The sequence below is a fragment of the Actinocrispum wychmicini genome, from assembly GCF_004345645.1.
In the GTDB taxonomy this organism is placed as follows: domain Bacteria; phylum Actinomycetota; class Actinomycetes; order Mycobacteriales; family Pseudonocardiaceae; genus Kibdelosporangium; species Kibdelosporangium wychmicini.
The window spans coordinates 756246-769865 of the sequence record NZ_SLWS01000002.1 but is presented as its reverse complement, the minus strand read 5'-3'; the positions used below and the strand labels follow the sequence as shown (position 1 = coordinate 769865).

Below are 13620 nucleotides of genomic sequence, written 5' to 3'. Positions count from 1 at the left end.
ATTACTTAGATAGAATCATACTTAACTTCAGTCGTCCTCGTCGTTCGGGTCGTGGCCGTTGCTGAACGGTGAGTAGGCCACGGGTTCTGGGGCCGCGCCGCCGATTCGGCGCAGCAGGGCGATCAGTTCCACGGTGTCCAGGCCGCACAGGGAGGCCAGTTGTTCCAGGGCGGCGAAGTCGAGGTGGACTTCGGCGGCGTTGGCGTTGGGGTAGGTGTCCAGGCGGCCGCGGGCCCAGCGGCGCAGGGGGAGGAGCTCTTCGTGGTCGTCCCGGACGACCTGGCGGAGGTCGAGCCGGACGCGGCCGCGCGGGGAGTCGGTGAAGACCCGTTCGTGCACGCGGGCGATCAGCTCGTGGGGTTGTTCGTCGAGCGCCACGCAGATCTCCACGAAGCGCACGACCGAGCACTGTCTGGTGCCCAGCTCGTAGGTGGCGAGCGTCTGCAGCGAGATCTCGCTCTGCAAGCGGCGGTTCAGCTGCTTGCGAGTCAGGCCGCGCTTCTTACGCAGCCGGCGGATCTCGTCTCCGAGCACCCGCTGGTACACAGCTACGTCGAACAACACGTTGGAGGAACGTGGCTGCCCGTGCCCTATTACGCGGTAGTAGGAAAATCTTTCCGGCGTTAGCCCGATCGGGTCAGTTGATGCAGGGTGCGCCGTTCGAGCCGGTGGTCGACCCCGGTGGCTGGTCCAGGGCCGGCAGGTTCGGGCTGAGCTGCAGCATCCCGTCGCCGGTGAGGCCTTGCGAGCTCTTGAAGTCCTTGCCCAGGTACACGACTATGTGTCCATTTTTGACGGACGCGTCCTGTTGGGCGGTGTAGTCGCTGCCGAGGGCCGCGACCACTTTGTCGGCGTTGTCCTTGTCGCCCTTGGGGTACAGGACCACGGTCTTGGTGCGGCTGGCGCCGGTGACCGTCGTGCCCTGCTTGAAGCCATGGTCGGTCAGGGTTTTGGCGACCTGCGCGGCGAGACCGTTGCCGCCGTTGCCGTTGCGCACGTCGACCGTGATCGACCCGTTCGACGGGTTTCCGGCGCTGCCGCCCGCGCCGGACGGCGGCGAGCTGCCCGGTGTCTGCGGCGGCGACGCGCTCGGCAGGGTCTGTTGGACGAACGTCTTCACCTGCGACGGGTTGATCTCGACCGCGTCGCCGTCGTCCGGGGTCTTCAGGGCCGGGTTGCCGGTCGGGATGGTCCGGAAGTCCAGGTTCCCGCCGGACATGCCCTGCATCTGCTTGGCGAAGTCGATGATGTTCCACTTCGGGTCGATCACCAGCGACTTCTTGATCGCGTCGACCAGTCTGCCGAGCTTGCCCGAGTCGGTCAGGGTGCCCGCGGACAGCACCTTCTGCGCCATGCCCTTCAGGAACACCTGCTGGCGCACGACGCGGTCGAGGTCGCCGTTGGGCAGGCCGTGGCGTTGCCGGACGAACGCGAGCGCCTCCGGCCCGGCCAGCGTCATCGGGCCGGCCGGGAAGTGTGCGCCGGAGAAGTCGTCGTTGACCGGTTTCAGCAGGCAGACGTCCGCGCCGCCGACCGCGTCGGTGATGTCGGCGAAGCCGAGCAGGTTGACCTCGGCGTAGTGGTCGATGGTGGCGCCGGTGAGCTGCTGGATGGTCTTGATCAGCTCGGCCGCGCCCTCCTGGCTGGTCTGGACCTCCAGCTGGGCCGCGTCGGTGACGCCCTTCTTGCGCAGCGGCGCGTAGGCCGCGTTCTTGGCCCGCGCGTACGCCGAGTTGATCTTGTGTTTGCCGTAGCCGCCCGGGATGTCCACGTACGAGTCGCGCGGGATCGAGACGCCGACCACCTTGCCGCCGTCGTTGAGGACCCGCAGCAGGATCAGGGTGTCGGTGTTGATCACGCCGTCCGCCTTGCCGGCGTTCAGCCGGTTGAGCAGCTCCTTGGACAGCGGGTGGCCCTGGGCGTCGACCCGGCTGTCCAGGCCGACCAGCAGGATGTCGGTGGCGCCGTCGGCCGGCTTCGGGCCGCCCGAGCCCGGGTCGAGCACGTCGGCGGTCTGGTAGCCGCTGGCGATCTGGTTGTACTTGTCGTACCCGATGCCGGTCGCGCTGAGCACGGCGACCGACAGGATGGCCAGCGCCACCTTGCCAGCCATGTACCGAGGCCGGCGCGGCGGCGGGGTCGGCCGGGACCTGGGCCGGTCCGGGTCGCGTGGGTCACGGGCGCGCATGGTCGACTGGGGACGCGGTGACCGCGGCGGATCGTCCCGCGACGGACGCCCCGGCTGGGACGGTGGCGGGGTCTGGCCACGGCCAGGTGGCGGCACTCGGCGACCTGGCGGCATGCCCTGCTGGCCACGCGGCGGCACCGGCCGGCCTGGTCGGCCCTGTCCACCCGCGCGACCGCCTGACCTCGACGGCCCGTAGTCCAAAACCAGCTCTCCTTTACCTACCCCGGCCGTGCTATCGCTGACACCCCCGGCAGCACTACAGACGCTCAGACCCGTTCTTGGGTTGCAGTAGCCTGGCACACCGTCACAACGTGACTGCTGACCCCATAGTGGTACGGCGCGCCAGCAGTCACACTTCGGGGCCTTATCCGGTGCTGACGGGTGTACTCCTGGTGCGCAGCCGGGTCACCACCAGAGCCCCTGCTGTGGCGAGCGCCACGATCACGGTCACGCTGTGTACCACGAGCCCGAACCTGCTCCACGTCGTGAAGATCGGCGGCACGCACGCCACGGCCGTGAGCGCCCATGGCCACGGCCGGCCACTGGTCCCATTGTGCACGCAGTGCAGCAGATACCCGCCCAGCATGAGGTGGATCAGGTTGGCCAACGGGTCGAGGGCCACACCGAACAGCCAAGGCGCGCCGATCTGCCAGGTGACGCCGGTCACCGCGAACCCGAGCACGCCGAGGACGCCGTAGCCGACCCCGAGCGCGGAGGCGAGCGCGTGGACACCGGTGACCGGGCCGGTCAGCACGGCCACCGGCCGTGGCCGGCGTTCGAACCACAGGTACGCCGCCAGGGTGGCCGCCATGATCATCGCGACCCCCAGCCAGGTGCGTGGCCGGGTGAACCAGTCCGCGCCGGCCGCGCTGGTCAGCCCGAAGTACACCAGCACGATCCCGACATACACCAGATAGATCGTCATCGGCATGGACGTGAGCAACCGGACGGACCGCTTCGGCACCCACTCGAACGACCGGACCATGGACGCCACGCACACCTGCGCGATACCAAGCAATGGCAAGTAATGCAGGACGACGAACCCGACCAACGACACCACGGCCACGGCGACCAACACCGACCGCGGCACCTGCCGCAGTGCCCCCGAATCCCAGTGGAACGTCAACTGCGCGAATCCAAGCGCCAGCAGAATGCCGCTCACGTGCACATACGCGGCTGTTGAACCCGCCATGTCCACGACCGTCGACGCCACCAGAAAGACCACAGGCACAGCCGCGCCGAACCGTTCGTACAGCCACTGCATGGGTGGGCACGCGGCGACTGTGATCAGGAAGATCCCCAACAGCCACAGCGGCTGCAACACAAGGCCGCCGACGGACGTCACAGTGTTCTCCGGCGCGTCCAACGCCTCCAGCGCGAGCGGCACGATCAGCCAGGCCAGGACGAACGCGAACACCGGCCGGAGCAGGGCGCTGATCCGGTTCGCGAGGTATGTCCCGTAGTCGCCGCCCGACTCCCGCCAGGCCAGCAGGTTGGCGTGGCCACCCGCGAAGAACAGCAACGGGCCCAGCTGCAACAGCCAGAAGCCGCTCGTGTGCGTGAGCGCGAGCACGGTCTCGCCGACCACGACCCCGGCCATGCTCAGCATCCGCAGCAGCCCCATGTACCGGTCAGCGGGGCCACGGTCGGGCGCGGCCACCTCGGTGGGGTTGACCCGGCGACGGACCCACGGCGGCCGGGCGGCCAGCAGGAACGTGACCACCAGCACACCCACCAACCAGGACGAGATCGGCTCGGCCCGCGGCGGGCCCCAACGCTGGTGCCACGAGTTCACGATCAGCCCGACCGTGTACAGGTCCGCCACGGCCTCGCATTTGCCCGCCGAACCGCGCGGGTTGAGCACGCACTGCGCGTGCATGTCCTTGGAGAGCTGATTGTCCAGGTCACGCCGCAGGTACGCGGGCAACGGGTGGCCTTTGCGGTCGGCGTACCGCAGCACGTCGTACCCGAAGTCGTGCGCCTTGCAGCCGACGCTGTAGTCCCACTCGGTGTTGTCGTCACCGAACGGTGTCGAACAGCCACCGTCCAAATGGACCGCTCGCAGTGTCCCGTCCGGCGCCCGCAGGTGGCCGGGGACGGCCTGCATGACGGTGTGGTAGTCCGGCGGCAGCAGGCTGATCGGGTCCACCCCGGAATCGGGACGCAGCAACGCTTCTATCACCCGTGCGGCCGCCGCGACATCGCCGGGCGCGATGTCGGACGGCGGCGGGGCCGGCCGGGAGGCGACGACACCGAAGCCCAAAGCGGCCACAATGACCGCGATCACCCCCAACAACCTGCGCACATGCAAAAAGTACCCGCCGAGATCCACAGGTGCCGCACGGCTGGCCCACCCCTTCCGATGGGGGCTAGCCGGCTTGGCAGGCATCGGTCAACAAAGACAGCCGGCTTGGTCGCGCCGATCATTTACACTCCGCAACACGCCCGACATCGCCCCAGGCCCAGCGGTGGCCAGCCCCGAGCGGAGATGTCGGTAGCGTGGGGCGGGGTGGAAATGGTCGGCTATAGGCGACCAAGCCCGCCCGAGCGGAGCGAGGGCAATCAACATGGCGTTCGGGCCGAGCGAGATAGGTGAGCTGCTCCGTGCTCACCGGGTCCGTGCTGGGCTTACCCAGCAGGAATTGGCGGACCGGGCGGACGTGAGTGTGCGCGCGGTCCGGTATATCGAGCAGGGGCGGGTGGCCAGGCCGCGGCCGGCGTCGATGCGGCGGCTGGCCGAGGTGGTGGGGCTGGTTCTGGACGGTCGCACCGAGGTGCGGATCGGCGTGCTGGGGTCGTTGAGCGTGCGGACGGGTGCCGGTCCGGTGGACATCGGACCGTCCATGCCGCGGTCGCTGTTGGCGCTGATGGCGTTGCAGCCCAACCGGGTGGTGACCCGGGAGGAGATCGTGGACGTGCTCTGGGGTGAGCACCCGCCGAAGTCGTCGCTCAACCTGGTCTACACCTATGTGGCCCGGCTGCGGCGGGCGCTCGACCCGGCCCAGCCGATCACCGCGGCGCACGGCGGCTACTTGTTGCGGGTGGACGCGGACGGCCTTGACTCGCTGCGGTTCGACGAGTTGGCCGGGGAGGCGCGGCGGATCGCGGCGGAGGAGCCGCACACGGCCGAGGCGATGTTCGTGGAGGCGTTGCAGTGTTGGCGCGGCACGGTCCTGTCGGACATGCCTGACCGGCTGCGGCAGCATCCGGCGGCGTTGGCGTTGGCCCAACAGCGCCTGGCGGCGGTGCTGGGCCATGCGGACGTGGCGATCGGGCTCGGCCGGCACGAGCAGGCCACGACCCAGTTGCTGCGGCTGTCCGGTGAGGATCCGTTGCACGGTGGACTGCACGAGGGCCTCAACGCGCGGCTGATGACCGCGTTGGCGGGCTCCGGGCAGCAGGCGGCGGCGTTGCGGCTGTTCGGCGACATCCGTGACCGGCTCGCGGACGAGTTGGGGGTCCGGCCGGGCATCGAGATGCGCGAGGCCCACCTGCGGATCCTGCAACGCGAGGTGCCGCACGTGTCCACCGTCGCGCCGATGACGAGCCGGAGCATCCCGGCGCAGCTGCCCGCCGACGTGACCGGCTTCGCCGGCCGGGAGGCACAGCTTGAGGTGCTGGACGCGCTTGTGCCCGAGGACCGCCACAACACGGCGGTGGTGATCGTGACCATCGAGGGCATCGCCGGGGTCGGCAAGACCGCGCTCGCCGTGCACTGGGCGCACCGCATCCGGAGCCGTTATCCCGACGGGCAGCTGTACGTGGATCTGCGGGGATACGCCTCAGGGCCGCCGATGCGCCCGTTGGACGCGTTGTCCCGGTTCCTGCACGCGCTGGGCGTGCCCGGCGAGCAGGTCCCGATCGACGTCGAGGAGGGCATGGGCCTGTACCGGACCCTGCTGGCCAACCGCCGGGTCCTGATCGTGCTCGACAACGCCGGCGGGGTGGACCAGGTCCGGCCATTGCTGCCCGGCAGCGCCGGCTGTCTGGTCCTGGTGACCAGCCGGGGCCGGCTCGGCGGCCTATCGGCCCGGGAAGGCGCGCACCGGCTGGCGCTGGACGGGCTGCACCCGGACGAGGCACGCGCGTTGTTGGCCAGAACCATTGGTACGGACCGGATGCAGGACGAACCGGCGTCCGTCGCGGACCTGCTGGACGCGTGCGCGTACCTGCCGTTGGCGCTGCGCATCGCCGCGGCGAACCTCAGTTCCGGGCCACACACCGAGATCGCCGCGTACACCGCGGATCTCCGGCGGCAGGGCCGGCTCGCCGGGCTGTCGGTCGACGGTGACGAGCAAGGGGCCGTGCAGGCCGCGTTCGACTTGTCGTACAAGCAGTTGGAGCCCGAGGCGCAACGCCTGTTCCGACTGCTCGGGCTGGTTCCCGGCACGGACTTCTCGCCGGACGCGGCCATCGCGCTGACCGCCGGCAACCCCACCAACGTGCGCCGCCTGCTCGGCCAACTCGTGTCGGCCAACCTGGTCCACCCCGAAGCAGGGGACCGGTTCGGCCTGCACGACCTACTCGCCGAGTACGCCGGCATCCGGGCACAGGAACAAGGAGAGGACGTCGAGCACGCGCTCGAGCGGCTGTACGACTTCTATCTGCACACCGCGCACGCCGCGACGAGCCGTCTGTTCCCGGACACCATGCGGCTGACGGTCCCGATGATCGCGGACGGCGTGCCTGTGCCCGCGTTGACTGACGAACTGGAGTCGGTTGCCTGGCTGGATGCGGAACGTCCCAACCTCATCGCGGCCGTCAACCGCGCGGCCATGCAAGGACCGCGTCGGTACGCGTGGCAGATCACCGACGCGTTGCGCGGGTACTTCGTGAGCCGTGGACACGGCGTGGACGGGCTGGAGATCAGCCATGTCGGCCTGCGCGCCGCGCGCGAGGAGGACAACCCGCTGGCCGAGGCGTCCATGCTGGACATCCTCGGGCTCGTCTACTACAACCTCAGCGACTACCAGCGGGCCATCACGCACCACAGCGAGGCGCTGGCGGTGAACCGCCGGATCGGCAGCCGCACGGGCGAAGCCGCCTCCCTGCACAACCTTGGCCGCGTGCACTCGCAGTTGGGTCGGCCGGCTCAGGCGGCCATCTACTACGCACAGGCGTTGACGATCCACCGGGAGACCGGCAACCGGGTCGGCGAGGCCACCGGCCTCAACTACGTCGGCGTGGCCCAGCTGTCCCTCGGCCGGCCGGACCAGGCGTTGAGCTGGCACAAGCAGTCCATCACGCTGGCCAGGGAACTGGGCAACCGCTACACCGAGGCCCGCGCGCTCAACGGTGCCGGGCTCGCGCACTGGGCCATGGGCGACATGGAGAACTCCGTGCAGTGTCATCTGCGGGCGCTCGCCACGTGCCGTCAGTTGGGTGACCGGCACGGCGAGGTGACCACGATCATCTGCCTCGCGGAGACCCATTGCGACGCGGGCCGTTACCGGCGCGCGGTTGTGCTCGCGCGGACCGGTATCACGCAGGGCCGTCAGCTTGGCGAACGCCGGCACGAGGTCAGCGGTCTGGACATCGTGGCCACCGCGCACATGCGTCGCGGACATCTCGACATCGCGTTGGGGCACTACCGGGAGGCCCTGCAACTGGCCAGGGACATCGAGTTCCGTTATGGCGAAACGTCCGTCCTGATCGGCATGTCCGCCGCGCTGCGCCGAGCGGGGCACGTGGCCGAGGCGTTGACGGCTGCCCGGGACGCGTTGGCCGTCATGCACGACTCGGGCATGCGGCTGCTGGAGGCCAGGGCGTTCACCATGCAGGCGTTGGGGGAGTTGGCCGTCAACGAGTTCTCGCACGCGTACGACCACGCACAGCAGGCGTTGACGATCGCGCGCAAGACCGGTCAGCGGCTTGTGGAGGCATGGGCGCGGGAGGCCAAGGGGCAGGTCCTGGAGGCGCTCGGTGAAACGGCGGACGCGCTGGTCGAGCGCACCAGCGCGAAAGCGATTCTGAAGGACCTCGGCGTACCATCCGCCGACGGATAGCCGATGCCCGGAGGTACTACGACATACCCCCCTATGCCGTAGTACGCCCCGGACATGATGAACGATAATGGCATCCAGTGGATCAGGAGTGAACTATCCCTATACGTCATAACGTTGTTCAACGGCATAAATTCAACCCACCTGACCTGCTGGTTTGCCGTTCGACTAAATTGCGGACCGGCAACTTCCAGAATTAGATCGGCAGTTTGAACCACCACCGGAGACAGCGCGGCAGTACGGCTCGACCGAAGTCGTTGGTGCGTTTGGCGCAATGAGTAGACCGTTCGGCGCGGGTCACCCATCCGAGTAACCGATTCACTGCCACGGTTGTGCCATGAGGTTCTTGGACGGGAAGGCAGTGGTCGTCACCGGGGCCGGACGCGGCCTCGGTGAGGCGTTCGCGCTGCACGCCGCTCACGCGGGAGCGGCTGTGGTGGTCAACGACATCGACGGTGACCTGGCGGAACGGACCGCGGAGAGCATCAGGGCGCAAGGGGGCAAGGTCGTCGCGAGTGCCCACTCGGTGGCCGATCCCGTGGAAGCGCAGGCGATCGTCAACCTGTGCGTCCGCGAGTTCGGCCAAGTCGACGGACTGGTCAACAACGCCGGCCTCAACTATGAGGCCCTGCCCTGGGACGAGGACATCGACCAGATGAGGGAGCTGGTCGAAGTCAACGTCCTCGGGGTGATGTACGTGGGAGTGGCGGCCGCCCGGCAGATGCGGGCGCAGGGCGGCGGCTCGATCGTGAACATCTCGTCAGGGGCACACCTGGGACAGCGGAAACTGGGCGTCTACGCCGCGTCCAAGGGTGCCGTGGCTTCGCTCACGTACGCGTGGGCGCTGGACATGGAGGAGGCGAACATCCGCGTCAACGCGCTGTGCCCGTTGGCGCACACCAGAATGGTGTGGAAGTCCGAGCGGTCGCTGCGGGCGTGCCCGCCGGACCGGACCGCGAGCCGGGTGGCGCCGGTCGTGTTGTTCCTGTTGTCGGACCGTTCGCACGGGATCACGGGCCAGGTGATCCGGTGCAACGGGCCGCAGCTGCACCTGATCGGGCAGCCGTACTTCAAGGCGCCGATCCTGGAACGGGACGTGTGGGACTCCGAAGGCGTCGAGCACGCCTTCAACGAGGTGTTCCAGGGGCATCTGGAGGCGTACGGCATGGAGAAGCGCCTCCCGCCGCGGCTGCGCAAGTGGATCGTGCCGGCGACAGCGTCCTGAGTACGGTACGGGCCACGAGGTCGTTCTGCCGGAACGACGGCGCGTTCGTGTGTGGCCGCGCGAAAGCAGCCGCGGCCACCACGCTTGTCGGCGCACCCAGGGCGAACCGGCGCGGGTGCGCCCGGCCCGAGGTGTCGATCACGCGGAGGTCGGCCGGCGCCACCAGGAGCCGGCCGGTCTCCACCGTCGGGTTCGCCAGCACGTCCTGGGCCCCGTCGCCGGACAGGTAGAGGTCCAGCAGCAGCTCGTTGGTGGTGTGCTTGAGGGTGGGCTTCGGCAGCCGGGCCTCCACCAGCGCGGTCGCCTCGATCGTCGCGGGGCTGCTCGGGCTGGTCGCGGTGAACCCGCCTGGCCTCGCCTCGATCCGGATGTCGGCGCCGACGAACCGGACGATTCCCGCGCGGGACAACGCAAGCAGCTCCTCCAGCCGGTGTCCGGGCGGGCCGCTGGCGAGGAAGTTGAAGAACCCCAGCCACCAGCCGACATCCCGGACGAACGACGTCGTGGTGAGCTTTCGGGCGGCCGCGACCGGCGCGAGGTTGCCGAACGCCGACAGCAGGCCGACGAACGCCCCGAGATCCTGGCTGTGCTCGTCGTTCTCCCGGCGGTCGATGTCCTGGCGGATCAGGGTTCTCAGGTGGTCCTGGAGGTCTTCGGCCCGGTCGAACGCCTGGGTCAGCGGGCGGTCCGTGGACTCGACGTCGAAACGATCTTCCTGGCGTGGCACGGTCTCCGCGACCAGAGTGCGCATTTCCGTTGTGCCCCAGGTGAGTTCGGCGAACCGTTCGCTGAACTCGGCCCAGGAGGCGGTGACCCGGTCGGGGTGGCCGTTGAACAGCTCGTGGTAGTGACCCCAGGCGATGTCCTTGGCCATCAACGGCCAGATGTCCTTCGTGAAGTCCAACTCGTCCCGCGCGGTCAACCGCGCGACGGCTTCGGGGCCGAAGAACCGGGGGAGCGGCGGGCGGCCGGCTTTCAGCCGGTAGTTCGTCTTGGCGTGATAGGGGACGCCTCGCCGGGAACCGACGTACAGCCGGGGTTCCTCACCGGACGGGAGATACGTGAGCGTGCCGTCGACCTCGGTGCGGAACTTGCCGCCGCGCCCTTCGGTCAGCAGCACCATGAGGTCGATGAACGCCAGACCGAAGCCGCGCATCAGCACGTCCTCGCCGGGCCTGATACCGCTGAGGTCCGCGTCCGCGGAGTACTCCGGCGGAAGGTAGAACAAGTCGTTTTCCCTGGCGTGGCGCTGAAGTTCCGCTTCCTCGCCGCGAGCCCGGCTGTCCAGATGGCCCAGGGTGAACACGACGACGTCGGCGACGATGGTCTTTCCGTTCAGCCACAGGGTTTGCGGCCCGTCGCCGCCGCTGATCCGGCGGACCGTGTCGCGGTGGACCGTGACGGTGAAGTTCGCCGGCAGGGCGCGTCTCGTGTGGTCGAAGAACCAGGTCAGGTAACCGCTCTGCAGCCTTCTGGTCGGGAAAGTGGTCCCTGTCAACGATGTGACCTCGGCGAGCACGTCCTCGGGGAGATCCGCCGCGATGGTGCCGTCCCGGACACCTTCGGCCCATTCGGCCAGTGACGGGCCGGTCGTGATCGGCCCCTCGCACGTGACGCTGTCGTCCAGGAACATCGTCACGTCCTCGGCCATCGAGTTCATCCGCAGCAACGGGGACTGGTCGTAGCGCCAGACCCGGCCGGGACCGGGCGGGAACGGGTCGATCAGGTGGACGTCCACGGGCCCACCGGTGTCGGCGTTGGCACCAAGCCGCTCCAGCACCCCGACCCCACGCGGGCCGGCGCCGATGATCGCGATCGAGGCCACCCACCCATTACTCCGGGCCGCTCCGCACCTGGTCAAGCGCGCCCACCTGCTGGACCCCCTTGCGCTATGCCGGATTCGACACGCGGATGACGGCCACCGGGCACTTCGCGTAGTGCAGGACAGCCTGGCTGACCGAGCCGAGGAGCATCCGGCGGACCGCGCCCCGGCCGTGGCTGCCCACCACGAGCAGGTCCGCGTGGTCGGCCTCGTCCAGCAACGCCTGGACCGGTTTGCTCATCGCCACCACCCGGCGGACCTGGACGTCCGGGTGGCGGGCGGTGTGGCCGGCGAGCGCCTCGGCGAGGATCAGGTCGGCCGCGCGGCTGATCTCCGGCCAGTCCACGTCCCATTCGCGGACCGGCGCCAGCGCGTCCAGCGGCAGGTCGCTCCAGGCGTGCACGGCGACAAGTTCGGCGTCGTGGCGGGCGGCGTAGTCGTAGGCGAAGTCGACGGCGTGGGCGCCTGTCTCGGAACCGTCGACGCCGACGACGACCCGGCGGTGGGTCGCGGGGTTGTCCGTGCCGCGGACCACCACGATCGGCGCGTGGGCCAGCCGGACCAGCTCCGCGGACGTGGAGCCGAGCAGCACCTGGTGCGCGGTTCCGTGCCCGGCCGAGCCCAGGACCAGCAGGTTCGCGTTCGTCGAGACCCGTTCGAGGACGTCGACGGGCTCGCCGGTGATCACCTCGCCGCTCACCGAGATCGCCGGGGCCAGCGCCTGGCACTCCGCGACCAGGGTGTCGACGAGCTTCCCGTACTCCTGGCGGAACGGCTCCTCGGGCAGGACCACGGCTTCGACCCGCATCTGCGTCAGCTCGGTCAGCGGCCAGCGGAAGGCGTGCACCACCAGCATCCGGCGGTGCTGTGTCGCGGCTTCGTGCGCGGCCCAGTGGGCTGCCTGGCGCGCGGTCGGCGAGCCGTCATAGCCGACTACGACCGCGTCGTGAGCGGATTCTGACATGTGTCCTCGCTTCCTGGGTCGTGCCCCTACTTTGCTCCCGCCGCGCGTTCCCCGCACCATGGGTCCGTGATCACCCTCGCCGCGATCGTCCGCCAACGAGCCTTCCACCTGCGCGTCCTGGCAGGTGCGGGCGCGCTCGACCGGCCGGTGGACTGGGTGCATGTGAGTGAGCTGGCCGACCCGACGCCGTTCCTGCGAGCCGGCACGCTCCTTCTGACCACCGGGCTGCAGCTGCGGGATCCAGGTGAGTACGTGGCCAGGCTGGCCGAGGCCGGCGTGGCCGGGATCGGCTTCGGCGTGGGGCTGTCGCATCGGACCGTCCCCGGCGATCTTGTCGACGCGTGTGCCGCGTTGGACGTGCCGCTGGTGGAGGTGCCGTTCGACACCAGGTTCGCCGACCTCGTCCGGTTCGTCGCCGACGACATGGCCAGGACCGCGGTCCGGGCCGCGCGGTCCACAGTGGATGCCGAGCGGGCGCTGATCAAGGCCCTCGCCGCCGCCGACCCGGTCGCGTCGGTCACGGCCCGGCTGGCGAAATGGCTGGGTGGCTGGGCGATGGTGCTCGACCAGGACGCCGGACTGGTGGCCGTGGCGCCGGCGAAGGCACGCAAGGAACTTCGGGACGTGCGGGCCGAGCTGGACCGGATCGAGCAAACCGGGCGGTTCTCGGTGTCCTGGGCGCGGGACGGCGTGCAGATCTCCGCGCACCCGATTGAGGGCGGCTACCTCGCGGTCGGCACACCGAACCTCGGCCCGGACGGGCCTGGTGTCATCGCCATCGCGGTGCTTCTGCTGTCCCTGCAAGCCGAGCAGGCGCGAGCGCTGCGGGCCGCTGCGGTGCGGCTGCTCGTCAACGGGTTCGTCGACGACGCGGCGAAGATCGTCACGCTGCCGGAACCGCCGGTGCGCGTGGCGATCCTGCAGGACGTCGACGCGCGCGGTCTGTTGAGTGTGCCGGACGAGGACGGCCTGTTGTGCGTGATCGAGGCGGATGTGCAGCTTGACCTGGGGGAGTGCGGGCGGGCGGCGGTCAGTGACCCGGTGCGCCTGGCAGACCTGCCCAAGGCCGTGGACCAGGCGCGTGGGTTGGTCGGCGCGTTGACCGGGCCCGGGATCGTCAACGCGCACGACGGGCTGCTGTCGTATGTGGACACTCCGGCGGTTCGCGGGTACGTCCGGGCGTTGCTGGCGCCGCTGCGGGAGTCGCCGATGCTGCTGGAGACGCTCCGGACGTTCCTGGAATGCGACGGCGGCTGGGCGGAGGCGGCCACCCGCCTGGGGATCCACCGGCACACGCTGAAGTACCGGATCCAGAAGATCGAGGACATCCTCGGCCGGCGCGTGGCGGACACCGGGGCGCGGGCCGAGCTCTGGCTGGCTCTCCAATTGGACAACTGATTGGCCAAATGGCCAAGAGAC

Annotated in this window: 8 protein-coding genes; 3 read left to right on the top strand and 5 right to left on the bottom strand. The window is 69.4% G+C overall.

The features are described 5' to 3' along the window. Positions 1-27: 27 nt before the first annotated feature. From EV192_RS11890 to EV192_RS11880, 3 genes are all read right to left on the bottom strand, one after another. On the bottom strand, positions 28-564 hold the full coding sequence (locus EV192_RS11890) for a helix-turn-helix domain-containing protein (RefSeq protein ID WP_132114333.1): 537 nt from the start codon (positions 562-564) through the stop codon (positions 28-30). A 73-nt stretch (positions 565-637) separates the two neighbouring features. After that, the gene (locus EV192_RS11885) at positions 638-2113 is read right to left on the bottom strand and encodes an LCP family protein (protein ID WP_165960344.1); all 1476 of its coding nucleotides are present in this window, start codon (positions 2111-2113) and stop codon (positions 638-640) included. A gap of 439 nt (positions 2114-2552) precedes the next feature. Further along, the gene (locus EV192_RS11880; RefSeq protein ID WP_165960343.1) at positions 2553-4493 is read right to left on the bottom strand and encodes a phospholipase A2; all 1941 of its coding nucleotides are present in this window, start codon (positions 4491-4493) and stop codon (positions 2553-2555) included. Between the two features lie 262 nt (positions 4494-4755). On the opposite strand from EV192_RS11880, the gene EV192_RS11875 reads away from it, so the two are divergent. After that, positions 4756-8193 carry a tetratricopeptide repeat protein gene (locus tag EV192_RS11875; protein WP_132114326.1) on the top strand — a complete coding sequence of 1146 codons (3438 nt, stop codon included), beginning with the start codon at positions 4756-4758 and terminating at the stop codon, positions 8191-8193. 334 nt (positions 8194-8527) lie between these two features. After that, complete coding sequence (locus EV192_RS11870) at positions 8528-9415, top strand: SDR family NAD(P)-dependent oxidoreductase (protein ID WP_132114324.1); 888 nt, start codon at positions 8528-8530, stop codon at positions 9413-9415. Here the strand turns inward: EV192_RS11870 and EV192_RS11865 are convergent. Together EV192_RS11865 and EV192_RS11860 are read right to left on the bottom strand one after the other, a co-directional pair. Next, positions 9318-11240 (bottom strand): FAD/NAD(P)-binding protein, encoded by a 1923-nt coding sequence (locus tag EV192_RS11865; protein WP_243726786.1) that lies wholly within the window; start codon positions 11238-11240, stop codon positions 9318-9320. The genes EV192_RS11870 and EV192_RS11865 overlap by 98 nt on opposite strands. 64 nt (positions 11241-11304) lie before the next feature. Then, on the bottom strand, positions 11305-12201 hold the full coding sequence (locus tag EV192_RS11860; RefSeq protein WP_132114320.1) for a universal stress protein: 897 nt from the start codon (positions 12199-12201) through the stop codon (positions 11305-11307). 66 nt (positions 12202-12267) lie between these two features. Between EV192_RS11860 and EV192_RS11855 the strand changes: the two genes are divergently transcribed. Next, positions 12268-13599, top strand: coding sequence for a PucR family transcriptional regulator (locus tag EV192_RS11855; RefSeq protein ID WP_165960342.1), 1332 nt, complete (start codon positions 12268-12270; stop codon positions 13597-13599). The last annotated feature ends 21 nt before the right edge of the window (positions 13600-13620 follow it).

What these genes read in the sequence shown, in the direction of transcription:
- EV192_RS11885 (WP_165960344.1), bottom strand. Translation starts at nt 2,113, where the DNA reads ATGGCTGGCAAGGTGGCGCTGGCCATCCTGTCGGTCGCCGTGCTCAGC.
- EV192_RS11875 (WP_132114326.1), top strand. Translation starts at nt 4,756, where the DNA reads ATGGCGTTCGGGCCGAGCGAGATAGGTGAGCTGCTCCGTGCTCACCGG.
- EV192_RS11870 (WP_132114324.1), top strand. Translation starts at nt 8,528, where the DNA reads ATGAGGTTCTTGGACGGGAAGGCAGTGGTCGTCACCGGGGCCGGACGC.
- EV192_RS11860 (WP_132114320.1), bottom strand. Translation starts at nt 12,201, where the DNA reads ATGTCAGAATCCGCTCACGACGCGGTCGTAGTCGGCTATGACGGCTCG.